Origin of the sequence: Adhaeribacter terrigena (assembly GCF_016623615.1) — a bacterium.
Lineage (GTDB): Bacteria > Bacteroidota > Bacteroidia > Cytophagales > Hymenobacteraceae > Adhaeribacter_A > Adhaeribacter_A terrigena.
Window position 1 is genome coordinate 128,158 of sequence record NZ_JAEHFX010000011.1, and the last position, 21,862, is coordinate 150,019.

The window sequence follows — 21,862 nt, forward strand, 5'->3', positions numbered from 1 at the left end:
AAATACGCCTACTCGCCTTTCCAGACAGCTACGTAGGCCGGGTCTTCGTTTTTGCGGCTTCCCCGGAACATGAGTTTGGTTTCGAACCAGAACACAATGCTGCCGTCCCTGTCTACCGCGATCAGGTTGCGGTCACCATCAATCTTCTCTTTGTAATCCTGGCAAGCCAGGGTCGCGGCATCGCGCAAGCCCAGGTTTTTGTATTTCTTCAGCGCGTGAATATTAAAGGCTACGTTGGCTTTCAGAATGCCTTCGCCGTCGCCGGTGCAGGAAACTGCGCAGGTATCGTTGTTGGCATAAACGCCCGCGCCAATTACCGGCGAATCGCCAACGCGGCCTTTGTGCTGCCCGGCCAGGCCACCGGTAGAGGTTGCAGCCGCCAGGTTTCCGTGTTTATCCAAGGCCACCGCTCCAACCGTATCTTTCATCATGATGCTTTTATCGGGCGCTTCTTTGGCTTTTTCCTTCATAGCCTTTTCGTATTCCTCTTCCTGCTGGTGAGTTTTGAAATATTCTTCCGGCCGTAGTTCGAGTTGGTGTTTTTCGCCAAATTCCCGGGCACCATCGCCGGCCAGAAACGTATGCTCCGATTCGTCGTGAATTTTCCGGGCCAGCTTTATCGGGTTTTTAATGTTCTCAACCGCCGCCACCGCTCCGGCTTTCAGGGTGTTGCCATCCATGATCGCGGCATCGAAAGTGATTCCTTTTTCTTCGTCGAAAGCCCCGCCTTTGCCGGCATTAAACAAGTAAACATCTTCCAGGCATTTCACCGCAGCCTCTACTGCATCGAGCGCGCTTCCGTTGGCGTTCAGAATTTCCCAGCCCGCTTCCATTGCCTTTTCAATGCCGGCGCGGTAAGCGGCTTCTTTTTCCGGGCTGATTTCATCGCGGCCCTTATTTTCGGCACCGCCATGCACTACAATGATATAATCTGACATAAGTTTTGTTTCAAATAACTAAAAGGCCTCCTGCACGCAGGCATTCAGACATCTCTAAACCTGAAATGCTGCAAGGTTTCTCATGAAATTTTTAGAATGATATTTTTTTTTGATCCTGCCCGCAAAATCTTCTGATCAGTTAAAGAACCGGATTCCGATTTTTGAAAAATTCCTGCCTACGCAAAAGTCTGCTGGCGTTTATTAAAGTTATAGTGCTGGCCGCAGGAAAGGAAATGCACGCGCATGTCGCATATGGTTATGGGTTCGCCGTCTTTAATTTCCGTCAGGTTGGTGTAATTCATGGTGTGCCCGTCTACCACGGTTACAATGCCGCTGCCAATTACTTCCATGTTTATGCCGTCTTTCACCACAATGGCAGTATCTTCTTCAATGCCAAGGCCTATCGCGCTGGGGTTCAGGGCGATCATATGCGACATGCGCACGATGCGGCCGCGGGCAATAAAATGGGTATCGATGGCCACGTCTTTCAAAAATTCCAGGCCGGTAGCAATCCGTACTTCGCCTTTTAAAAACCCGGAATCGTTGGCACCGCCCTGAAAGATCATGGGCGTGGAAAGGGCCATGGCTCCGGCACTGGTTCCGGCCACCACAATGCGTTCCCGGGTATAACGGTCTTTCAGGATATTTAAAAAATCGGTTCCGCCCAAACAAGTAGTTAAGCGAAGCTGATCGCCACCGGTGAGTATAAAGCCGCTGGCGTTTTCTACCATCTCCAGGAATTCTGGCTTTCTGGCATCTTCACGATTCCGGATGTCAGCTACCTGCAGGTTGGTAGCCTTTAAATGTTTAAAAGCTTTAAGGTAATCCTTAGCTGCTTGTTCGGGTTCGGTAGAAGCAGTTGGAATGATGAGTATCGGGGAATCTTTACCCTCTTTCAATTCATCTACAAAGCGTTGGAGGATGGCATATTCTTTAAAGCTTTTATTCTCATCCTGGTTGGAACCCAATTCCGGCTCATCGCCTTTGTTTTCGTTGCCGCCAATGGCAATGACAATACCTTTGGGGGCTGGCAGTTTTGAATCAATGCCTGAAGTAGAAACAGCATTCTCCGGATCGGAATCATCGGATTTACCGGTTGCGGCGTTTTTTTTCTTTGTAGCCATTTTTACAAATAGTCGTTTCGGAATTCAATACTCAGAATAAAATACTTTAACTCTACCGGAACATTTAGGTTTCAGCATAATTATAAAGTAGTGTATTGCCTTTTCAGCAATTGGCTTAAACCTTTCAGTCCCGGAAAAAGCACCCTTTCGGTGATATTTGCCTGGTCGAGTTTATTGCGGATCTCCCATTTTAGTTTTGCCGGAATTACGATCCGGAAATACAGATCAGGGTGGTTTCCGAGCCAGTCGTGCAGCCGGGCTTCGGCCGTGCTCATCACCGAGAAAAGCGCATACTGATGCACAATGCGTTGGTCGAGGGAAGGCGGCTCCAGGAAAAGCACGAATTCTTCCTTTTGCAGCCCGGCCAGTTCTTTTAAAGAAGCGCAAACCGGTTCCAGCATTTCGGCCGTAAAAACGTTCGAGCCTTCTTCTGTAATTACTTCCCGTAATTTTTGAGGCAGGAATTCGTTTGTTTTCAGGTTGTTCATGCACCAGATCACGCCGTCACAATGGAAATTTTCAATTTTAGCAGTGGCAAAATGCAGCGCCACATAGGGTGAAAAAGTCCAGTCGAGCAACCGGGTGGGTAAGCCATGATGCTGCGCCACAGCCAGCCAGTTCCAGACCGAGCTACCGGGGGAAGCGTCGCGGTGGGCGTATTTTTTAAAATTACGGAGTATATGCGGTTCTAAATGGGCAAATTTCCTCCCAGACAAATAAGGCTGGTTTTAAGGTCGTACGTAGCATTAGAAAGGCCACGGTACACATACGACAACCGGAACCGGTGATTTTTTTTCGTCCCAGGTATTGCTGAAAAGTTCTTTTTGTAATTCTTCCCAGGAATTTACCTGTATGTCGTTTTGCATAAATGACGGCAAAAAAAGAAGCCTGAATTAATTATTAGGTTAAAAACTTTATGCAGCCGCGGAATGATGGTTAAGCTTTCAGGATCTTCTAATCTCTGATCTGGCCTTTCAGGAATTTTATATCATATTTCACTACTCTGCCAACCGCCTTTACGTAAAACCCGGCAGTCTGAACTTTGCTTGCCAGAAAATGCATTTAAGTTTAAAGCATGTTTCCGCGCAAGTTCAAAAGCTTATTATTTTACTTCAGCCTGTATAGAATGGATCTATTTCATTACCCGCATTCAAGTCCACTTTTATCAGGAAACTGATTTTGCATTACTTCAATTTAATTTCTGGCTACAAGAAGCTTAATCCTTTTTTCTTATATGACCCGGTTCTTATTTTTCTTACTTTTTCAGCTTCAAACCCTGGCGTTTTCCGGATGCCGACAACCCGCCATCCAGGCTTCTGCCACGAGTTTGTATAAAACCAGAAATGTGGTAGTGGTGGTGGTAGACGGCCCGCGCTACTCCGAAACCTGGGGCTCGAAAGACCATGCTTTGGTGCCGCGCATGGCCAATGAACTGGCTCATGAAGGGGTAATAAACCCGGCCTTTTACAATACCGGGCCAACCTATACCAACGCCGGCCATGCGGCCATTACCACCGGCGTACACCAGCACATTAACAACAGCGGCCTGGAATTACCGCGCAACCCTTCTTACCTGCAATACTGGCTCGAAGCCACCGGCAACCACAACCGTAAAGCCTGGATCGTGACCAGCAAAGACAAACTCCACATCCTGGCCAACACCAAAGACAAAACCTACCAGGGAAAATTCCTGCCCGCAACCAATTGCGGTATCAACGGCCCCAATACAGGTTACCGGCAGGATTCGGTTACGCTTCGGGTAGCTAAAAACGTGCTGCAAACCGAAAAACCAAACCTGTTGTTCATCAATTTTAAGGAACCTGACTCGCGGGGCCACAGCAACGATTGGGAAGGGTACCTGCGGGCTATTAAAGCCTGCGACGAGTATGTATTCCAGCTGTGGAAATTTCTGCAGGAGGATGAATATTATCGCGGCACCACCACGTTTATCGTAACCAACGATCACGGCCGCCACCTCGATGGCCACGACGACGGATTTGTATCGCATGGCGATAACTGTGAAGGCTGCCGCCACCTTAATTTTTATGCTTCCGGGCCTGATTTTAAAACGAATGTGATTATTGGTAAAAAGTATAACCAAACCGACATACCGGCTACCATTGCCGAGCTTTTGCATTTCCGGATGCCGACTGGCAAAGGTGACGTGATGTGGGAATTGTTTAGCAGCAAACCCTAAAATAAAACCTTAAAAACGCTATCGTTTTTAAGCAAAAAACCCTGCAAAATTGCAGGGTTTTCTTTTCATTTAAAACATTACTACAACCGGAAATTCCGGGAATCGAAAAAGTCTTCGTCGTGGTGGTTTGGCCCGGCATTATGCCAGCGGTCGTCGTGCCGGTGGCTTTCGCGTTCTTTTTGCCGGCGGCGCATTTCATCTTCGCGGCGTTCTTCTTCCCGAATAACGCGCTGGCTTCGCTGCTCCGCACCCGGATAATTTTCTGCGTTTGGCCAGTGGCGCGTTTCATAACCGGACTGGCGTTCCCGGTTATCTCTATCCCTATCTCTATCCGGTTGGTTTCTGTCGTGGCGGTGCACCAGGTTATTCCATCCCTCCCGGATCCCTTCGCTTACATGGCCGATAATACCTTCGGGGTGGCGGTGGTGAAACGGACGATTGGCTTCATATTTATCGTCGTAATCTTCGTGCCAGTAATTGCGGTGCCCGCTGCGGTAACGGTAATCGCTGTCTTTATAATCGTTGCGTTCGGTCCAGATCCGGTCGTCGTGGTGGCGCCAGGCCGGATCGTTGGCCGGATAATCCTGGTGCGCGCCGGCGTAAAATGGTCTTTCGTTGCCGTAAGCGTTTCGATTAACAGATTGGCCCGCATAGGCATTGCTGCGGTTTGGGTAGTCGGGCCGGTAAGGCGGGTGCCCGTGGTGGCGGCTTTGATAAGTGCGCTCGGGGTCGAAGGTTTCGGTCCAGGGGCGCGGATTATTTTCAGCTAACTGACGGCCAATACGCTGGTTTTCGGCAAACTGGTCGTTCTCATTTTCAAAACTATTACTTCCAAAACGGTTCATAATAAATACGTTAAGTGATAAACAAATACTATATAGTATTAATTAATAAGTACGAAAATGGAAACGCCAGGTTCATGACCGGTGCTTACATTGCTCCCACAAAACCGCGATCAGGGTTTTGGCATCTTCGAAAGGCGTGGTGTAGAGTTTTTCGCGCGAAAAGCATACCGTTTTCAGGTCTTCGTTTTCGGAAGCCACGCCCCCACCCGCTGAAATTTTATGACTCACTTCGGCGTAATAAAGCCAGATCTTTTCGGCAAAGCTACCCGGCGTGGAATAATAAGTACTGATTAACTGCAGCTTGTCTACCGCGTAACCTACTTCTTCTTCTATCTCACGGGCGATGGTATCTTCGGGCTTCTCCCCTTCCTTATCCAGCAGGCCGGCAACTATTTCTACCAGCGGTTTTCCTGCCACGAGCCGGTATTGTTCAGTTAAAACAAATTGTTGCTGCACCGTATCGTAAACCAATGCGGCCACCCCGTTTTTGGGCGTTACCAGGTCGCGGTCTATCGATTTTCCGTTGTGCTCCAGGGTTACATTTTCTACTTTAAAAAATCCGTCGTAAACTGTTTTGCGTGTTTTAATTCTCACTTATTTAAGCTAAATTTATTGAAATTGTGATTATATAATGAAGCGCTTTTATTATATTGCGATTTTCATATATTATTTTGATCAGATTACTACCTACTGCAAAACTACGATGAAGGTTATTTTATGAAAGAGATTTATTACGAAACGAGGCATATCTGCATTTGGTACGATCTGAGTCAAAGTTTAGGAAGTGCCGCCTGGTACGGCAGTATTCCCACTCCGGAATTCCGCGAAGCTTTTCTGAAATGCACGGAAGTAATAACTGAAAAGCACCTGAAAAACTGGCTGGCCGATAACCGCAAAATGGAAATGATGAGCCAGGAAGACCAGGCCTGGGTGGAATTAATGGCGCCCACCGTTTTAAGTTCGGGGCTTAAAAAAATGGCCACCATTGTTTCGGAAGATATTTTTCACCACATGGCTGTAGTAGATCTATTCGATAAGGTAAGCGGCCAGCTTACGTTTCAGAACCATTACTTCCGAAATGAAACCGAGGCGCTGACTTGGCTGGAATGCGTTACTCCCTCTCTGGAAAAAGTTACCGAAACGTTGCAATGATCTTTTACTATCCGGCTGTTTTCCGAAAGCCTGCTGAACACTTTTACAGCCAAAAAGAATAGCGTTTTAACCATCCAATCCTGCCAAAAGCGAGGGAAGACCTGCTTTAATTTGGAGCAGTCAGCCAGATTCCCGGCGGGTACCCATACTTAAGTTGAACCCGTTATCAGTAGCACTAAAATTCAAAGTAAAAACGGTATCCAAAAACATAAAAAAACCCCGCAGGTTGCTGCAGGGTTTTTGTTTTAAATTATATTGACCGGTTAATACAGGTCATCGTATTGGCTCCGGTTACCTCTTGAAGATGAAGAACCGTAGTTGCTACCCTGGTTGCCATAATTGCTGCCGCCCAGATTGCCGCTGCCATAAGAGCCGCCTATGCCGCTGCCTCCGGAAGACGAGCCATAGCTTCCGCCATAACCGCCTTGCGAACCAAAATCGCTGCCCATGCCACGGCTGCCGCCATAAGAAGAGCGTCCGTAATTGCCTCCGGACATACCAGAAGAACCGGACATACCGGAACCACCATAATTTCCGCGGTTCATAGATGAGCCGTAGCTACCCTGGTTAGAGCCGCTCCAGTCGTTATCCTGCGATTCGTAGCCGCCGCGGGAACCCATATCCGAACCAAAGTTACTCATTCCGGAACCCTGACCGCCGCGCATGCTCGAAAGATGGCCGCCTTGTCCGTAACCACCGCGCGAGCCGTAATCGCCCTGCATGCCCTGGCCGCCTTGCGATCCATAGCCTCCATAACCTCCGGAAGAACCCGAACCGGAACCATAGTTACCGGAAGAATAATCGCCGCTTCTGGCTGTGCCAAAACCACCGCGATCTGCCTGCGATCCACGGGAACCGTAGCTGCCGTATCCGCTTTGCGAACCATAACCAGACTGATAACCTGAATCGGAACCACGGCCGCCGTAGCCACCCTGCCAGGACTGGCCTTGTGAACCCCGCGATGAAGCTCCGCTGTAACCGAAGTCGCCGCCCATGGAACCCTGGCTGCCTTGACCCTGCATGCCGTAGTTGCTACCATAGTGACTGGAAGAAGAACCGAAGTCAGAATCTGGTGAGCTGCCGTAGCCGCCGCGCGATCCATATCCGCTTCCCTGCCATGAATCCTGCTGATCGTCATCGAAATTACGCATGCCTCGCGATGAACCGTAGTTTGACTGTGAACCTTGGTTTCTGCCCTGGTTGAATTGGTTTTCTCTCATGTTTTTGAAGATTTTTTTAGGTTATAGAACGATTATGAAAATGAATTCGGTAAGGTCTTAAACGGCGGCTTTGTTTTTAGGTTTGCCAAATAAGCCAGATTTTTCTTAGATAAATACTGAACATTATAAAATTTTAATATTTAAGAAAATAGCCAAAAACCTTCCTCTGCTGAAAAAAAGTCCAACCGGAAACATTCAAAAATCTGGAAGAGAGGAATTAAAAAAAATCAGGAAAGGAAACGTTGCTTCAGAGCGGGTGTTGGCAGCCAGCAGCTTTCCTGTTTACCGAACCAACGGTAGCGGTTGCGGGCTATAAAGTTATATAAGCCATCGCGCAGGAACCTGGGAATGAGGATGCCGGCAAAAAGCAAGGGCCAGCCCCCTGACAATTTCTTTAAAATGCGTAAAGCCGCCGAAGACTGGGTGTAGCACTTTCCGTTTTCAACTAAGACAACCGAAGAAAGTGCATTCTCGTCAAGCTGAAACTTTTTTAAATACGGCTGGGCGGCTTCCGATTGCAGCGAGGCAAACTGAAAATAACCTTCCGGATCGCGTTCAATTACGAACTGCACAAAACCATTGCACAGGTTACAAACACCATCGAAGAAAATAATTGCGTGTTGCCGGGTCATTTCCATTACTTTTTCTGCCATTTACCCTACCGTTTTTTTTGAAATTGGTTTGCCCTGAATGTACAATTTATTTCTATAATCTAAAGCTACCGGTTGGGAGAACTGTTTCACCAGCCCCTATTTAAACGATGCCCTATTCAGGTTTTAAGCGGTACCTATTTTAAACAATATCAATTGCAAAGGGTGTTTAGACCCGTACTACCTTCGAAAATTACATATCCGTTTAGTATTAATTTAATTAAGAGCAATTCCTTTCCTGGCATTAACGCTCTGAATGAAATCCAGGACGAATTTAATTATTGCCCGCTTAGGACGAGCCAGAAACCTTGCCTTAGTTGTTTTTAATGCAGTAGAGCATAAAAATAGGAATATGCAGAAAGGGTTAGGGCTGGTTACTTATTTTTTTCACATAAATCTTTAATTAATTCACTTTTTGCAACGCCAATTTTTCCAGGCACGTAAACAGCGCTGTTAATCTTTTTTATTCCACCTTTAGCACCCAAAAAAATATGAAGAAGACCTACCTGACTTTATTTGCTATTTCATGCATGGCTCTTGGCGCTGCGGCGCAAACTACTTCCGGAACCACCGGCGGTACCACCTCTGGCACCACTTCCGGCAGTACTACCCGCATGACCTCGGGCACCACATCGGGCACTACTTCCGGTACAACTTCCAACACCACCATGGGTACTACGGGAACTACCTCCGGCACCACTTCTGGTTCTACTACCCGCATGACTTCCGGAACAACGAGCGGCTCAACTACCGGCACCATGACCAGCGGAACGACCAGCGGATCTACTACCGGAACCATGACCAGCGGAACAACCAGCGGCAGCACTACCAGAACCACTTCAGGTACAACGTCAGGCACTACTTCAGGTACTACATCCGAAACTACTTCAGGAACTACCTACAATTCTACCTCCGGTACTACTTCGGGGAGCATAACTTCGGGTACTACATCCGGAAAAAAAACCAAAGCTAAAAAATCTACTAAAAAAGGCCGCACCACTTCCGGTAGTTCTACCTCAGGCAAAACTACTTCTGGCTCTACTACGAGCGGAACCACCGGCCGTTAAATTCAATATTTACTTCAAAAAAGAAAGGCAAATACCTCCAAGTGTTTGCCTTTTTTTCTAAAGCTACGTTTCATAACCCGATGCATTACCTTCGGTTATATCTGCGCCAGACTTTCACCTTAGACCTGCGGGCCCTCGCCTTGTTCCGGATTGGGCTGGGCGCTTTGCTATTAATAGATCTGTATACCCGGGCTACTGATCTGGAAGCCCATTATGCCAACAGCGGCGTACTACCACTGCCTGCCCTGTTTCAATTTCACTGGAACCCGTACTTTTTTTCTTTTCATACCGGCAGCGGTTTATGGCAGGTGCAGGCTTTATTTTTTGTGCTGGCCGCGGCATTTGCGTTTTGCTTGCTGCTGGGTTTTAAAACCCGGTTGGCTACCGTTTTAAGCTGGGCCCTGCTGGTTTCATTACATAACCGCAACCCCCTGATCCTGCAAGGCGGCGACGATCTGGTGCGCATGCTGCTCTTCTGGTCCATCTTTTTACCCTTGGGCAGGTTCTATTCTCTGGATGCGCTAAAAACCTGTATTCCGGAAATTAAGACGTATTTCAGCGCCGCAACAGTTGCCATCATACTGCAGATCTTTCTGTTGTATTTTTGCACGGCCTTGCTTAAAAGCGCCCCGGAATGGCACCGCGAAGGCACCGCAATTTATTACGCCCTGAGCCTGGACCAGATCCTGTTGCCCGGCGGAAGGTTGATCTACCCGTATTACGACCTGCTGAAAGCCATGACTTTCGGGGTATATTATACGGAATTGCTTTTGCCTTTTTTACTGCTGATCCCTTTCTACAACAGCTTTTTCCGGATGGTGGTAATTACGGCGCTGGCCATGCTGCACCTGGGTATTAGTTTAACCTTATTCGTGGGCTTGTTTTACCTCATTAACCTGGTTTCGTTGCTGGCCCTGATCCCAACCCGGCCAATGGACTGGCTTGAAAACAAGCTTTTTCCACCGGTTTTTAATGCCTGCCACAAAGCGGTTCATTTTTGCAGCAACTGGCCTTACCCTTTTTCCTGGCAATCGGAGGTGCGGTTTTACAGCCCAATCTGGTTTCAGAAAACAGTACGCTATGGCAAAGAACTGCTGGTTTCTTTTTTATTGATCTATACCATTTGCTGGAACCTGGCCAATACCCCGGAACGCTTTTTCAGTTTCCCGGAAGATCTGCGGGGCCTGGGTTTCTGGCTGCGGGTAGATCAGAACTGGGGCATGTTTTCGCCGGCCGTATTTAAAGACGATGGCTGGTATATTCTGGAAGGAGTTACCAATTCTGATCAGAAAATAGACCTGAACCGGAACGGTAAACCGGTAACTTACCAGAAGCCTGCAGCAGTGGTATCGCTTTTCAAAAATGACCGCTGGCGCAAATACTCCGAGAATTACCTGTTTGTAGATAATAGCTGGATGCGCCCTTTTTACTGCAATTACCTTATGCGCATCTGGAACGAGCAAAACGGTATGGAAAATCAGGTAAAAAGTCTGGATGTGATCTATATGAAAGAAGTATCGCTGGATCATTATAAAACCCGCCCGGTGCAGAGAGAAGTTTTGTGCAGCTGCAGGGAATTAAATGAGTAAATTGTTGCATGAGGGAATTATGGAATGATAGAAGGAAGAAATTTTTAAAAGCTTAATTCTGACTTTTCCGGCTTAAAACATACCGTTTTTTATGTATTTTCGGATTTAAAAGAACCATTCATGAACCCACTCGCCGAACCCATTTTTTTCGCCGCTAAAATCGAGCAGCACCAAAATATGGATGCTGCCTACGTAACTGTTCCGTTCAACGTGGCTGCAGTTTTTGGTAGCAAGGGCCAGGTAAAAGTTAAGGCAACTTTCAATGGGCATGCATACCGCGGTTCGCTGGCGCCGATGGGGAATGGCAGCCACGTTTTAGGGATCCGGAAAGACATCCGGAAAGCGATCGGAAAAACGTTTGGCGACATAATTGACGTGAAAATTGAACGGGATCTGGAACCACGTACCGTAACCATTTCGCCGGAACTAGCCGCAACTTTTGAGCAGAACCCGGAAGCTAAAATGGCCTTCGATAAAATGAGTTATACCCACCAGCGCGAACATATTCAGTACATCGAAGAAGCCAAAAAACCGGAAACCCGTCAGCGCCGCATGCTGAAAACAATTGAAAGCCTGTTGAAAAATAAGAAACAGGCATAAAAAACCTTTAGGAGGTTCGGTTTGCCCACTTTGGGTTTTTATCTAAAAATTAAAATCTATTCAGCAAATTGTGACTCATGTTTTATGTATTGGCGTTGGGTGAGGCATTAAAACCGTCAGCTCAGTAATTTATACAAATGCCTAATAGAAGCATAAATATTGCGTTTGCAACTGCCAGCCCCACTATTGCCAATGCATTGTTACCAGCAAGGTTTCTGTTTTGCGTTCAGTTATTTTTTATCTTACTCTGCAGGAACATTCGTGATGTTGGCTAATATATTTTATTGATTCAACACATATTTCCTTCAGAATATCAGTATTAATATCGGAAAGTTTTTTAACATAGATGCAGGCTTTGCTCATCTTGAATTTACCAAGCTCTGGCAATAGCAAATTACTTTTCTGGGTATCGGAGTATACATAAAGCGTTAGCGCAGCTTTTCTTGGTGAAAAGCCAAGAACTGGTGCATCTCCTTCGTTCCCGCTTGCATATTTGTAATGATAGTTACCAAAACCGATAATACTTGGTCCCCACATTTTCGGTTCAGAGTCAGACCATTGCTGCATTAGCTCAATAAGCCGAAAACTGTCCGCCTTTTTCTGTTCATTGTCAACGTAAGAATGTACAAAATCTATTACGTCTTGTCCTGTATAAGTTGTCTTTGTTGTTGCCATTGGCTCTTTATTATGAGATATAATTTTCAATTTATTTGCAACTCAATGAAAGCCCGAAGCCGGGTAGTGAACACTATACCGATGACTTTTCAATGTTTCTTTATTGAGCGGACGTCTAATATTGCCTATAACGTACTAGGCTAGAAAGTGCCTTAGTGGTTTTTATCTTTTGTTAACAGACAGGGTTTTAATTTTTCTTCATATTGTAAAAGTTCCAGATATGGGTCTCCCTTCAATCCTAATGCGTGCGCAAAAGCTGGCTCCGTTTTAAATCCCTGAACTTTAAGTTTCCTAATGGTTTGCCTGAACTGATTTCCCTTGGAAAGTAGAAGATAGTGCTCTACTACCATGTGTTTGTAAGCATACTGCTCTTTCGAAGGCTTATTCTGCCCGAAGATTTCGATCTCAAAGTTTTCAACTATAAAATTAGCAATTACGGTACGCTGATCCTGAACCATTTTATCAACTAACTGAAAGTCTTTATACGCGGAGAAATATTCGAACAAATCAACCTTGAATTGATCGACATTTTCCCAGTAACAAATAATGTCCAAATCACTTTTTTCTATATCAATATCTATCGGAATTGTCCCTGCTAATATGGGAGAATAAGGTTGCAGATATTCCATTATTGAATATTGAGTAAGCACTCGATATGCTTCTTGTTGCTTTGGAGTACCTTTCTTTAAATTTTCAATAGTAGTAAAGTCCATTCTTATATTTTTCCTTTCTGCCAACGGTTGGGCTATGCGGCGGCGAAGCTGCAGTATAGGTGTGGTTAGGCTGAGTTATTTTTTTATTTTCTGGAATTTTCTTCATCGTGATTTATGGTTTCACGAAGCTTTCCATTTTGGTCATAATATTTCCAAATCCCTACCTTCTTTCCCTCTTTCCAAATTCCTTCATCTTTTTTCTCTCCGTTCTCGAAATACCTAACTGACTCACCATTTTCCAAGTCATTTTCCCAATAGGTTATATCTTTAAGATTTCCATTCTCATACCAGACTGTCCATTTGCCGTGCTGCTTGTCTTCTAAGAATTCACCATCAGCCCGTTTGGTCCCGCTTTCATACCAGTATGTACAAGGACCAGTTCTTTTTCCATTTTTAAAAAAAGAGGTTTGGTCAATTTTACCATTTTTAAAAAATTGCTTTGCTTCTCCTTCTTGGACACCATTTACAAAGGTAGCCTCGCCTTGCTTTTCTCCACTTTCATAATATACTGTCATTATTCCCTCTGCCTTGGCATTTTTAAAGAATGCTTCTCTACTCTTTTTGCCGCTTTTATAATAGTAAACAGAAGGTCCTGTAGGTTCACCATTAACCTCAGTGTATTCCATTTTCTTTTCCCCGGTATCGTAATAGGTAGTTTTCTTAGTACCTTGGGAATTGACGTTGCAACTTGTAAGAGCAATAAAAGCAAAGACAAAAAGGAATTTTTTCATTAAAATTTTTAATTTTTATTTTGGCTAACGGCTCGGCTATGCGGCGGGCGGGAATTTTTCTTGCCAATCACCTTCCTTCCGCCTGGCCGATTACAGAAAGATAAACAATTTACGTTTGGCAACAAAACCCGCCAGACGTATAGCTTTGGTTAGAGCCCGATTTTTTCTTTTTTCTTCCGTTTTCCAGGCAAGTGCTTCAGAGTTTTTGAGCAGATTTCCCTACCATTCTGCTGAATTTTCTGCCGGAAATCTTACCATTTTTAATTGTCCGGACTGCGAGGAAATTCTTTTTTCCGGATTATACTTTCACGCATTTTGCGTCAATCCATGGCTGAAGCTAGCAGGAAAGCAGAAAACTTTTAATCAAGTGCTGCTGCTTTTAGGACCTTCCGCCGCAGCTTATTTGTTTTTTACGCTTAATGCGAGCATTCTTGAACTCCGCCCTAACGTACTTGTGTAAACGACGGCGAAGGCCGTCGGCCGATGCTGACATTTACACGTTGTTAGGGTTAGTGGTTCTTAGTAAATTTCATCTTTGGGTAGTTTGAGCTTGGCTAATGCCATCATCTCTTGACCAATCCTTTTTATGGCTGGGTTCACTGAGTTTGAACTTACTTGGTGGTACTTGCCATTCATGTAGATTTCTAACTCCCAGACTGAGCCATCTAGAATCTCCTTTATGTCTGATTTTACTTCCCAAATTTTTAGCTGATTAGCCAATGCCTTCAGGCTCTCAACCTCTTCCAATGAGATTTTAGTGTTTCTTTGCTCATATAGGAATGGTAGAGCCGAACTAGAGTAATCATTCAATTCGTCTAGATACACTTTGGATATAGCGTACTGCTCCACATGATAAAGGGAATCTGTGATTTTTGTATAAATCGGGAAGTTCTCAACTCTTAGTATGACCTCTGGGTGAAAGGCGCGAGACCAATTCAGCCTGAATACAACCCTATTAGTGTCAGCTATTTTCCTTAGGTCTTCCTCATGGCTTGTTCTAAGCCACTCTTCGAAGCGTTTCGAGCTCTCCAGGACATTTCCGTCTTTAGGAGTTTTATTAATAGGATTGCCTTTTTCTGATACCTTTGGTTGGCAACTAACAGCTAACAAAATTAAAAACAAAAGGAGGCCTTTATTCATGTTTTCTATTAACCCTAACGGTTGGGCTATGGCACGTTTTAATGTGCTATAGGTGTGGTTAGGCTATGGGCTTTTATTTAATTTTCACTTTTAAATTTCTTTCCAAAACTCCACCTTTATCATCATTCCATTCATCACCAATGAGATAGAACTGGCCATTTTCTTTTATTATTCTATTTTCAAAGTCTTTATCTTTTGTAATAAATGCTTTTGTTTGGCCAAGGTTATTCCATTTTCCATTTATAAAAGACCAAACTGAAATATATTCCCACCAACCTTCATAAGTCCGGGAAAACAACATAATTTCATTTGCTTTGTCTTTGTTTAAATCTTCGACTTTTTGAACAACAATGCCTAGCGATTGGTCAATTTTTATTTCAGGGATATTTCTTCCAAAATAAATTTCGACGTAGCAGTTTACTTGATCGCAAACTATTTCATCTTTACTATTCTTATCAAATATCACCGTTGCTGTATCGACCTCCCCGTCATTATTAATATCTCCTACATAATAATTTTCTCGGATATGCTCAATGTCAGTTTCACTAGATATTGAATGTTTGGCCTTTTTTGATGAAGTAATTTCTGTGTTGAGATTGTCAATGCGTTTGTTCTCGCAGCTTAGCAGTAAGAAAAATATTATTAAATAATTTATTCTCATTTTTAATTTACCTACTGCCTAACCGTCTGGGCTAGGGCACGTTTTAATGTGCTTTAGCTTTTGTTGTACAGGGTTTTATTTTACAAAAGTTTGCTGAGGATTTTTTCCTTTGTTTAAATAAATCCCAGCAATGGAACCTACAATAATTATTTTTACAAGATTACTTTCTAAAGTTGAAGCATCTTGACCTGTTAATCCAGCATAATATTCCAGTAATAAAATCCTTATTATTTCTGTCAAGATGGAATATCCAATCAATCCTAAGAATAAATTAATGAAAGCTTTCCTTCTTTGGAAAAAGCTTTTCAAAGTCCAAATCAGAATTATCAAACTAACCACCATAGCAATTATTAAATACAAATAAATGCTAATTCTAATTTTTAATAAGTTATCTGTAGTTTGAAAATACTGCTGCCAATCATCTTGTAAGAATTCGGTGATTGTTGTGGTTAACGAAATTATAATTGTAAGAAGAGAAGCAATCATACTAATACCCACAAGCCATAACCACCCAGTGATTGGTTTACCTTTTTTTTGTGAATTCTCCTGTAATGAGATTTCTTGTATCATTTAACTTTAAATTTTGTACACCGGTTGGGCTAAAAAACGTTTTAATGGTTTTTAGCTTTTGTTGTGCTTAGTTTTTTTATATTCCACCATTTTCAGTTTTCTCATAATTCAGACGTCTATTTTTAAATTCAAAATATACATTTGTCCAGCTGCTCAAACCTAAATACAAGCGATTTTTTCTTTTTAATTCCGCAGAATAGGGAGTCAGAGTTATACTAAACTGTCCTTTACTTAATGTCAAAGGCGATATTATCACGTACCTTAATTCATTCCCGTTTTCCCGAAATATTTTCTTCCTATTTCCCAATCCTATTTTTTGAATCTGATACCCATTTATTGAATTTGGTATTTTAGATAAGTAATCCTGGTTCTCTATAAAAATTGTTTTGGGTTGCTTTGATTGTGAGTATTTGTTGTAAAAGGAATCTATTTCAATAGTATATTTTTCCATTGCAATTAAATACAAGGAATCAGTTTCCGACATTTTAAGGTATCCAGAATTCTGATTTTCATTTTGTCCAAATGAGCAAACTGAAATTAGAAGGAATATTATAATGGTTAAAAATCTATTCATTTTAAATTATGCACAACGTGCTTGGCTATGCGGCGGCGGAGCTGCCGTATAGGTGTGGTTAGGGGCAGAACTTTATTTTTATCGTTTTAAACGCTTTTAGTAATTGTTCTTGCTCTGTTGGATCTAAATCATAACCGTAAGAACTCACTTTTAAACTATCAGAATTAAGGCTATCAATATAAAATCCTGTAATTCCTCTACCTTTTACTTTTGGAATTGCATATCTAGCTTTATAACAATCAATAGTATCAAAAATGAAAAACTCCTTAAAGTAAATGCCTTGAATCTTATCAAGTTCTTTATTATTTGAAAAAATCATTCTCTTGGTATCAAAACATAGTGAATCAAGGTATGATTTATATTTTTTATCTCTTATTGTTGGCTCATTGGTCAAGTCATAAGAATAGTCACCAATGTCAAATACTACAGTGTCGCCTTTTCCAGTTTTTATTCCTGAAACAAAACTATCAATTCCTTTTAAATCAATTCTCTCCCAATTAGAAGGAACAGTAATTTTAAGGATTTTAAAATCAATTGTTTTTAAATCTTCTTTCACAACTTTGGTGCAACTCCATAGGATTACTATTAAAAGCAAAAGTTGTTTTTTCATAATTTGTATTACCCCTAACGTCTCTGCTAAAAAGCGTTTTAATGGTTTTTAGGTTTTGTTGGGTAAAGTTTTTCTACTTCTTTTGGCCAGTAATAAAGTAACGTTCAATAATTTCTCCGCACGGGCCACGAACATTATTTTTTGCCAAAAATTCTTGTTCGGTTATTTCTATTCCATTAGTGTCGAAAAACATTGGCCCCTTTAGAAGGAGTCCATTTTCAAATTCCTCAATTTTATAAAATCGGTTTGATAAAAAGCTGGTTTTAGTCCCGTGGTAAACAATGCTATCGGCCTTTAACTCCGTTTTAAAAAAAAAAATTCCAAGTAACCTAAACTTTGGTACCTTAATAATAGTGGGATATAAATAAGCCTGAGTTGATTCAATTAAAGTGGAATCTTCAAAAGTTTTAAAATGAACTAATACCTTATTTGGAAAAATTTGGATTGTGTCAAAATCAGTCCAAGATTTTTTTTCTTGGGCTTGAAGCTTTAGGCTTATTATGATAAAAATCGATAAAAATATTATTCGCTTCATTAATTTAAATTTGGCCCAACGGCTGGGCTATGGCACGTTTTAATGTGCTTTAGGTTTTAATGGAAATTGCTTTTTTATGGCACAATCAAGCCTCTATCAATGATAATGCTATCCGTGTTGAATTCTAAGAAGAATGTTTGGGATTCAGTATTAATAATCCGTTTTGTTAATTTTCCTTCATTATCAGGTTGATTAAAATATGCAGGAGCGTATTTACATTCTATAAAGTAAAACATTCGGTTTGTTTTATTATCTATAAAGTTTGCCTTTCCAAAATGCATTGATATTTGGTCTGTTCTTAAACCTATTATTGAATCAAAAAGAAAGCTTTCATTTTCTAAAATCTTCTCTCTTATTCCTTCACATCCAGTTGAATCAATTTGCCAAGCATTAGTAATTTCTTTTCTTGAATTTAAGGCTTTCTCTTTTAACTTGATTAAATCACTGCCTTGATCCTTTTTTGAACAATTTAAAAGGAGCATCAGAGAGAGGATGAAAAAGCCTTTAAATTTCATTTGCAATTAATTTTAAGTTTTTTCCAACGGTTGGGCTAAAAAACGTTTTTGGTTTTTAGCTTTTGTTGGCAAATGTTGTTTTTATTCTTTCCATTCAATTCCTTTTGCTGAAATCCTGTAAACATCAGTTCTATTTAACTCTTTCCAAGGTATTTCTTTGGTGTCGTAATGGATAATTTGAAAGTCTCTATGACAGTTTTTCCAATTTGTACATGGACATTTATTTGGCTTTTCATTCCAAGGTATTTTAGTCCTTCTTTGGAGTTCAGCTAATGCAGCGGCGTAATTATCAAATTGTCCCTGTGATTCTGCATGAAACTCATCTTCGATTTCAAATAGTTCGTTCTTAGAATGTTTTGCTGTCTTCAAGTTTTCCATTTTTATTGAAAATCATTCAAAGGAATTTTCATTCAATTTCAATTAGTGCCAACGTTCTTGTGCATAAAATGTAAGAGGCCTATGGCCGATAATATTTTATGCACCTTGTTGGCTTAAGTTTTTCTTTTTATCTATTACAGCTAAACTAGTTAAGTTTCCAAGCCAATAAACGACTGCCAAAATAACTCCTATAGTTATATTATAAAGTAATTCAAGGAAGTTGCTGTTGTTTAGTGTGCTGGTAAAGCCATAATACAAACCAAATCCTATACAGAATCCGCCTACTAAATGCCAAAGTTTAAAAAAGCTATTCGTCCTTCTATTTAAACTCCACAATTTTAAAATGAAAAAATATTGAAAAAGGAAACTTCCAACAAGGAATAAAAGATATAAAGGCCAGAAAACAGAAAAATCGAATGGTTGGAAAAAAAATGCTCCATCAAAAGGAGGATAAAAATATTCCACAGTTGTTACTTCAAGTTGCCACGCAATAATAGAGAGAATAAGACCAACAACTGGCGGAATAAATATTTTTGTAGCCTTTTTTCTCATAATTATAAATGACAGCCAACGGCTAGTATAGCAAAAGGGCGAAGCGAAGCAAGCCTTTTTGCTATACCTTGTTGTGTGTAGTTTTTTTACTTTTTACATTTTCTAATCAAGGATTCTGCTTCTTGGCTCATTTGCTTATTATATCCAAAGTCATCGAAATTGGGCAAACTATCCTTTGAGCTCACAATTAAGGTCATCCAACTGTAATCAATAGGTTCCGGAAGGTTAGAAACCGTACTGCCCATACCCCTCAGGAAAACATCAATTTCATTGTCTTGTTTTGGTTTGTTTTCCTTTTCCCAGAATGTCTTAGTTCCCGAATCTTTAATTTCGATAAGATTTCCGGTTTTGTCCCTTCTAAAATATCTATGATTTACATAACCGGATTTGATCGTTCCTTTATAGAGAAGGATTCCATTATTTGGAATGTTTAATACTTCCCGACCTTCAATCTTATTAATAGGCTGCCCACAATTCATTTTGTCTATCACAACTACAGGTCCAATAAAATCTTTTGGGAAAATGAAGTCAAGCTTTTGTCCTGTTGCAGTTCCAATTGTTGCTGATAAAAACATAAAAAGTAATACTGCTGGATACCATATTACAATTGGTAGTAATGTCCAAGCAACTTTAATTTTTATTTTAGTTTTTTCAAACCAAAGAAGAATTACCCCAATTACAAATGCAGGAATCGTAAAAATCAACAAGTATGGATTTAAAGAAACAGCAAATGCTAATATTATAATTATAATTCCAATCTTAGCTTTCATACTTTAAATTACACACAACGGCTGGGCTTTGCGGCGGGCGGGAAGTTTTCCTGCAGATCCGTTCCCCAAAGCAGCAAGCCGGCAGAAAGTTAAACAATTTACACCTGGCAGAAAACCCGCCTGACGTAAAGCTTTGGTTAGGGCTGGGTTTTCTACCTTTTTTCAGACGCTTACACGACTTTTTCTGCCAAATCCCCTACCGTTTTTTTGTCTTTTTGAGCAAGTAACTTTAATACTTTTCTGACTTTTTCAGCTAAAACCCTACCCTTTTGCTGATTTTAAATCACTAATTTCTTCCGGTTTGCTGACTTCTTCTGCCTTAAACCATAGCATTTTAAAATTCATTTAGCCGGACTGCGAGCAATTCATCACGCATTTTGCGACAATTCAAGTACGCATTTTGCGTCAATTCATAACTGAAGCCGGCCGAACAGCAGAAAGTTTTTAATGAAGCGCTACTGTTTTTAGAACTTGCTGCTGCAGCTTATTTTCTCCGGCTTAATGCGAGCCTTTCTTAACTCCGCCCTAACGGCCGTGGCTATGCGGCGGGCGGGAATTTTTCTTGCTGATCACTTTCCTTCCGCTTGGCCGTTTGCAGAAAGTTAAACAATTTACACTTGGCAGAAAAACCCGCCTGACGTATAGCTTTGGTTAGAGCCCGATTTTTTTCTTTTTTCTTCCGTTTCCAGACAAATGCTTCAGAGTTTTTGAGCAGATTCCCCTACCATTCTGCTGACTTTTTTTGCCGTAAATCCTACCATTTTCAATTAACCGGACTGCGAAGAAATTCTTTTCCGGATTATACCTTCACGCATTTTGAGTCAATCCATGGCTGAAGCTGGCCGGCTGGCAGTAAGCTTTTGATTAAGATCTGCTGCTTTTTAAAATTGCCGCCGTTTCTGATTTAGCTTGTCTGCCGATCAATTCTTTTTTCTCTATAATTGTGCTCTAACGTCTAGTATAAAAGACGGCGAGGCCATCGGCCGGAGCTGACTTGTATACCTTGTTGGGAAGAGTAATTTTACTTTATCAAAGCATTTAACTCTTTTATTTCAAAAGTCGCTTTTGAAATTTCTTTTGTTCTGTCACAATTCGTAGTCCAGAAAACTTTCTTTGAACCTTGATCTATTTGGTTAGAATATACCAAAAATTCTTTGTCCTCTTTAAAATTAAATCCGCACATACTAGATGATGCAGCTGTTGCTATTTCTACTGTTTTTAAGCTTTCCCCTTTAATAATTGAACTGATTTTAAATTTAACAAGGACATTAGTATAATATTTATCTCCTCTTTTAGCGTAAATTGGTGAAATTGAAATCACATTGCCAACGAATACTAAATTAGATTTATCCAGTTCTTCTTTTACTGTAACCGTACCATTACAATCGCAAGCAAAAAGATGATTGGGGAATATTGAAAGTAAAATGACAGTTAAAAGGATTTTCATAAATTATTTAAAATGATTTAACTCTAAAGTTCTTTATAATATAGGCTTGAGTATCAAACTTTCCATATTTTAACTTTCATTTTATTATTCCCAACGTCTGGGCTAAAAAACGTTTTAATGGTTTTTAGCTTTTGTTGTAGGAAGTTTTTATGTTTTTAAATTATATTCTTGGGCAATTATTTCAAAGACGATATCATAGGTGCGGAAATAGTAATGAGTATGTCTTGCATTCAATTTATTAGAATGGTCAATTTTTCTGAATTTTTCAATTAAGGCTGAATTTTCAAAGTATCCAAAACTCTCTAATCCTCCTCTATCATCAAAGTCTAACTCTATTAATTGTGAATATATAATCCTTGAGAAACTAATTTCAAAATTTTTGAAGTCAGTATTAATGTTGAATTCACCTTTCAGGATTAATTCAGTTTCTTTCGGATAAGAAATAGAGTCAAGATAAATTCCATCCCGGCCTTTTATTACTCCATATTGAGTTTCTATTCCTATGATTTTTTCCATAATTCAAATTACCTCCAACGGCTAGTATAAAAAGCGTGTGAGGCCGTCGGCCGAATAATGATTTTTATACCTTGTTGGCGTGTGTTTTTCTAT

The 21,862-nt window shown here is 41.3% G+C and carries 28 protein-coding genes; 6 read left to right on the forward strand and 22 right to left on the reverse strand.

Annotation, left to right across the window (positions count from 1 at the left end):
- Nucleotides 1–8 precede the first annotated feature (8 nt).
- The 3 genes from I5M27_RS17450 to I5M27_RS17460 form a co-directional block, all read right to left on the reverse strand.
- Complete coding sequence (locus I5M27_RS17450) at nt 9–938, reverse strand: isoaspartyl peptidase/L-asparaginase family protein (RefSeq protein WP_200507669.1); 930 nt, start codon at nt 936–938, stop codon at nt 9–11.
- A 176-nt stretch (nt 939–1,114) separates the two neighbouring features.
- Entirely contained in the window at nt 1,115–2,062 is a 948-nt protein-coding gene (locus I5M27_RS17455) for a cyanophycinase (protein WP_200507670.1), read from the reverse strand.
- A gap of 80 nt (nt 2,063–2,142) precedes the next feature.
- Entirely contained in the window at nt 2,143–2,778 is a 636-nt protein-coding gene (locus I5M27_RS17460) for an FRG domain-containing protein (RefSeq protein ID WP_234462583.1), read from the reverse strand.
- A gap of 518 nt (nt 2,779–3,296) precedes the next feature.
- Between I5M27_RS17460 and I5M27_RS17465 the strand changes: the two genes are divergently transcribed.
- The gene (locus tag I5M27_RS17465; RefSeq protein ID WP_200507671.1) at nt 3,297–4,259 is read left to right on the forward strand and encodes an alkaline phosphatase family protein; all 963 of its coding nucleotides are present in this window, start codon (nt 3,297–3,299) and stop codon (nt 4,257–4,259) included.
- A gap of 80 nt (nt 4,260–4,339) precedes the next feature.
- Here I5M27_RS17465 and I5M27_RS17470 read toward each other — a convergent pair whose 3' ends face one another.
- Both I5M27_RS17470 and I5M27_RS17475 read right to left on the reverse strand, forming a co-directional pair.
- Complete coding sequence (locus I5M27_RS17470; RefSeq protein WP_200507672.1) at nt 4,340–5,104, reverse strand: hypothetical protein; 765 nt, start codon at nt 5,102–5,104, stop codon at nt 4,340–4,342.
- A 72-nt stretch (nt 5,105–5,176) separates the two neighbouring features.
- Nucleotides 5,177–5,698 (reverse strand): NUDIX domain-containing protein, encoded by a 522-nt coding sequence (locus I5M27_RS17475; RefSeq protein ID WP_200507673.1) that lies wholly within the window; start codon nt 5,696–5,698, stop codon nt 5,177–5,179.
- A gap of 123 nt (nt 5,699–5,821) precedes the next feature.
- Between I5M27_RS17475 and I5M27_RS17480 the strand changes: the two genes are divergently transcribed.
- Nucleotides 5,822–6,256: a hypothetical protein gene (locus I5M27_RS17480; RefSeq protein ID WP_200507674.1), complete on the forward strand. Its 435-nt coding sequence runs from the start codon at nt 5,822–5,824 to the stop codon at nt 6,254–6,256.
- A gap of 263 nt (nt 6,257–6,519) precedes the next feature.
- On the opposite strand, the gene I5M27_RS17485 is transcribed toward I5M27_RS17480, so the two are convergent.
- Both I5M27_RS17485 and I5M27_RS17490 read right to left on the reverse strand, forming a co-directional pair.
- Nucleotides 6,520–7,476 (reverse strand): hypothetical protein, encoded by a 957-nt coding sequence (locus I5M27_RS17485; RefSeq protein ID WP_200507675.1) that lies wholly within the window; start codon nt 7,474–7,476, stop codon nt 6,520–6,522.
- Between the two features lie 227 nt (nt 7,477–7,703).
- Nucleotides 7,704–8,129: a thiol-disulfide oxidoreductase DCC family protein gene (locus tag I5M27_RS17490; RefSeq protein ID WP_234462584.1), complete on the reverse strand. Its 426-nt coding sequence runs from the start codon at nt 8,127–8,129 to the stop codon at nt 7,704–7,706.
- A 488-nt stretch (nt 8,130–8,617) separates the two neighbouring features.
- Here I5M27_RS17490 and I5M27_RS17495 point away from each other — a divergent pair, with 488 nt between their 5' ends.
- The 3 genes from I5M27_RS17495 to I5M27_RS17505 all read left to right on the forward strand — a co-directional run bounded on the left by I5M27_RS17495 (nt 8,618) and on the right by I5M27_RS17505 (nt 11,382).
- Nucleotides 8,618–9,193 carry a hypothetical protein gene (locus tag I5M27_RS17495; RefSeq protein ID WP_200507676.1) on the forward strand — a complete coding sequence of 192 codons (576 nt, stop codon included), beginning with the start codon at nt 8,618–8,620 and terminating at the stop codon, nt 9,191–9,193.
- An 80-nt stretch (nt 9,194–9,273) separates the two neighbouring features.
- A complete protein-coding gene (locus tag I5M27_RS17500; RefSeq protein ID WP_200507677.1) occupies nt 9,274–10,782 on the forward strand; it encodes an HTTM domain-containing protein in 1,509 nt (502 codons plus the stop codon).
- A 120-nt stretch (nt 10,783–10,902) separates the two neighbouring features.
- Nucleotides 10,903–11,382 (forward strand): YdeI/OmpD-associated family protein, encoded by a 480-nt coding sequence (locus I5M27_RS17505; RefSeq protein ID WP_200507678.1) that lies wholly within the window; start codon nt 10,903–10,905, stop codon nt 11,380–11,382.
- A 237-nt stretch (nt 11,383–11,619) separates the two neighbouring features.
- On the opposite strand, the gene I5M27_RS17510 is transcribed toward I5M27_RS17505, so the two are convergent.
- From I5M27_RS17510 to I5M27_RS17520, 3 genes are all read right to left on the reverse strand, one after another.
- Entirely contained in the window at nt 11,620–12,057 is a 438-nt protein-coding gene (locus I5M27_RS17510; RefSeq protein WP_200507679.1) for a DUF1801 domain-containing protein, read from the reverse strand.
- 152 nt (nt 12,058–12,209) lie between these two features.
- Complete coding sequence (locus I5M27_RS17515) at nt 12,210–12,770, reverse strand: DUF4269 domain-containing protein (RefSeq protein WP_200507680.1); 561 nt, start codon at nt 12,768–12,770, stop codon at nt 12,210–12,212.
- 83 nt (nt 12,771–12,853) lie between these two features.
- Nucleotides 12,854–13,501 carry a toxin-antitoxin system YwqK family antitoxin gene (locus tag I5M27_RS17520; RefSeq protein ID WP_200507681.1) on the reverse strand — a complete coding sequence of 216 codons (648 nt, stop codon included), beginning with the start codon at nt 13,499–13,501 and terminating at the stop codon, nt 12,854–12,856.
- A gap of 115 nt (nt 13,502–13,616) precedes the next feature.
- On the opposite strand from I5M27_RS17520, the gene I5M27_RS17525 reads away from it, so the two are divergent.
- Complete coding sequence (locus tag I5M27_RS17525; RefSeq protein ID WP_200507682.1) at nt 13,617–13,961, forward strand: hypothetical protein; 345 nt, start codon at nt 13,617–13,619, stop codon at nt 13,959–13,961.
- Nucleotides 13,962–14,020: 59 nt separating this feature from the next.
- On the opposite strand, the gene I5M27_RS17530 is transcribed toward I5M27_RS17525, so the two are convergent.
- The 12 genes from I5M27_RS17530 to I5M27_RS17585 form a co-directional block, all read right to left on the reverse strand.
- Nucleotides 14,021–14,641, reverse strand: coding sequence for a hypothetical protein (locus I5M27_RS17530; RefSeq protein WP_200507683.1), 621 nt, complete (start codon nt 14,639–14,641; stop codon nt 14,021–14,023).
- Nucleotides 14,642–14,714: 73 nt separating this feature from the next.
- Nucleotides 14,715–15,302, reverse strand: a complete 588-nt coding sequence (locus I5M27_RS17535; protein ID WP_200507684.1) for a hypothetical protein — start codon at nt 15,300–15,302, stop codon at nt 14,715–14,717.
- Between the two features lie 75 nt (nt 15,303–15,377).
- Nucleotides 15,378–15,872, reverse strand: coding sequence for a DUF2569 family protein (locus tag I5M27_RS17540; protein ID WP_200507685.1), 495 nt, complete (start codon nt 15,870–15,872; stop codon nt 15,378–15,380).
- Between the two features lie 76 nt (nt 15,873–15,948).
- Nucleotides 15,949–16,446 (reverse strand): hypothetical protein, encoded by a 498-nt coding sequence (locus I5M27_RS17545; RefSeq protein WP_200507686.1) that lies wholly within the window; start codon nt 16,444–16,446, stop codon nt 15,949–15,951.
- A 58-nt stretch (nt 16,447–16,504) separates the two neighbouring features.
- Nucleotides 16,505–17,056, reverse strand: coding sequence for a hypothetical protein (locus I5M27_RS17550; protein ID WP_200507687.1), 552 nt, complete (start codon nt 17,054–17,056; stop codon nt 16,505–16,507).
- Between the two features lie 73 nt (nt 17,057–17,129).
- On the reverse strand, nt 17,130–17,591 hold the full coding sequence (locus I5M27_RS17555) for a hypothetical protein (protein ID WP_200507688.1): 462 nt from the start codon (nt 17,589–17,591) through the stop codon (nt 17,130–17,132).
- A gap of 74 nt (nt 17,592–17,665) precedes the next feature.
- Entirely contained in the window at nt 17,666–18,106 is a 441-nt protein-coding gene (locus I5M27_RS17560; protein WP_200507689.1) for a hypothetical protein, read from the reverse strand.
- Between the two features lie 81 nt (nt 18,107–18,187).
- On the reverse strand, nt 18,188–18,475 hold the full coding sequence (locus I5M27_RS17565; protein ID WP_200507690.1) for a hypothetical protein: 288 nt from the start codon (nt 18,473–18,475) through the stop codon (nt 18,188–18,190).
- Nucleotides 18,476–18,580: 105 nt separating this feature from the next.
- Nucleotides 18,581–19,036: a hypothetical protein gene (locus tag I5M27_RS17570; protein WP_200507691.1), complete on the reverse strand. Its 456-nt coding sequence runs from the start codon at nt 19,034–19,036 to the stop codon at nt 18,581–18,583.
- Between the two features lie 86 nt (nt 19,037–19,122).
- The gene (locus I5M27_RS17575) at nt 19,123–19,806 is read right to left on the reverse strand and encodes a DUF6843 domain-containing protein (protein ID WP_200507692.1); all 684 of its coding nucleotides are present in this window, start codon (nt 19,804–19,806) and stop codon (nt 19,123–19,125) included.
- A gap of 1,021 nt (nt 19,807–20,827) precedes the next feature.
- Complete coding sequence (locus tag I5M27_RS17580) at nt 20,828–21,253, reverse strand: hypothetical protein (protein WP_200507693.1); 426 nt, start codon at nt 21,251–21,253, stop codon at nt 20,828–20,830.
- Between the two features lie 147 nt (nt 21,254–21,400).
- Complete coding sequence (locus I5M27_RS17585) at nt 21,401–21,769, reverse strand: hypothetical protein (protein WP_200507694.1); 369 nt, start codon at nt 21,767–21,769, stop codon at nt 21,401–21,403.
- Nucleotides 21,770–21,862 lie beyond the last annotated feature (93 nt).

Coding starts and splice junctions, on each gene's coding strand:
- I5M27_RS17450 (WP_200507669.1), bottom strand. CDS start 938: ATGTCAGATTATATCATTGTAGTGCATGGCGGTGCCGAAAATAAGGGC.
- I5M27_RS17455 (WP_200507670.1), bottom strand. CDS start 2,062: ATGGCTACAAAGAAAAAAAACGCCGCAACCGGTAAATCCGATGATTCC.
- I5M27_RS17465 (WP_200507671.1), top strand. CDS start 3,297: ATGACCCGGTTCTTATTTTTCTTACTTTTTCAGCTTCAAACCCTGGCG.
- I5M27_RS17470 (WP_200507672.1), bottom strand. CDS start 5,104: ATGAACCGTTTTGGAAGTAATAGTTTTGAAAATGAGAACGACCAGTTT.
- I5M27_RS17480 (WP_200507674.1), top strand. CDS start 5,822: ATGAAAGAGATTTATTACGAAACGAGGCATATCTGCATTTGGTACGAT.
- I5M27_RS17485 (WP_200507675.1), bottom strand. CDS start 7,476: ATGAGAGAAAACCAATTCAACCAGGGCAGAAACCAAGGTTCACAGTCA.
- I5M27_RS17490 (WP_234462584.1), bottom strand. CDS start 8,129: ATGGCAGAAAAAGTAATGGAAATGACCCGGCAACACGCAATTATTTTC.
- I5M27_RS17495 (WP_200507676.1), top strand. CDS start 8,618: ATGAAGAAGACCTACCTGACTTTATTTGCTATTTCATGCATGGCTCTT.
- I5M27_RS17500 (WP_200507677.1), top strand. CDS start 9,274: ATGCATTACCTTCGGTTATATCTGCGCCAGACTTTCACCTTAGACCTG.
- I5M27_RS17505 (WP_200507678.1), top strand. CDS start 10,903: ATGAACCCACTCGCCGAACCCATTTTTTTCGCCGCTAAAATCGAGCAG.
- I5M27_RS17510 (WP_200507679.1), bottom strand. CDS start 12,057: ATGGCAACAACAAAGACAACTTATACAGGACAAGACGTAATAGATTTT.
- I5M27_RS17515 (WP_200507680.1), bottom strand. CDS start 12,770: ATGGACTTTACTACTATTGAAAATTTAAAGAAAGGTACTCCAAAGCAA.
- I5M27_RS17520 (WP_200507681.1), bottom strand. CDS start 13,501: ATGAAAAAATTCCTTTTTGTCTTTGCTTTTATTGCTCTTACAAGTTGC.
- I5M27_RS17530 (WP_200507683.1), bottom strand. CDS start 14,641: ATGAATAAAGGCCTCCTTTTGTTTTTAATTTTGTTAGCTGTTAGTTGC.
- I5M27_RS17535 (WP_200507684.1), bottom strand. CDS start 15,302: ATGAGAATAAATTATTTAATAATATTTTTCTTACTGCTAAGCTGCGAG.
- I5M27_RS17540 (WP_200507685.1), bottom strand. CDS start 15,872: ATGATACAAGAAATCTCATTACAGGAGAATTCACAAAAAAAAGGTAAA.
- I5M27_RS17545 (WP_200507686.1), bottom strand. CDS start 16,446: ATGAATAGATTTTTAACCATTATAATATTCCTTCTAATTTCAGTTTGC.
- I5M27_RS17550 (WP_200507687.1), bottom strand. CDS start 17,056: ATGAAAAAACAACTTTTGCTTTTAATAGTAATCCTATGGAGTTGCACC.
- I5M27_RS17555 (WP_200507688.1), bottom strand. CDS start 17,591: ATGAAGCGAATAATATTTTTATCGATTTTTATCATAATAAGCCTAAAG.
- I5M27_RS17560 (WP_200507689.1), bottom strand. CDS start 18,106: ATGAAATTTAAAGGCTTTTTCATCCTCTCTCTGATGCTCCTTTTAAAT.
- I5M27_RS17570 (WP_200507691.1), bottom strand. CDS start 19,036: ATGAGAAAAAAGGCTACAAAAATATTTATTCCGCCAGTTGTTGGTCTT.
- I5M27_RS17575 (WP_200507692.1), bottom strand. CDS start 19,806: ATGAAAGCTAAGATTGGAATTATAATTATAATATTAGCATTTGCTGTT.
- I5M27_RS17580 (WP_200507693.1), bottom strand. CDS start 21,253: ATGAAAATCCTTTTAACTGTCATTTTACTTTCAATATTCCCCAATCAT.
- I5M27_RS17585 (WP_200507694.1), bottom strand. CDS start 21,769: ATGGAAAAAATCATAGGAATAGAAACTCAATATGGAGTAATAAAAGGC.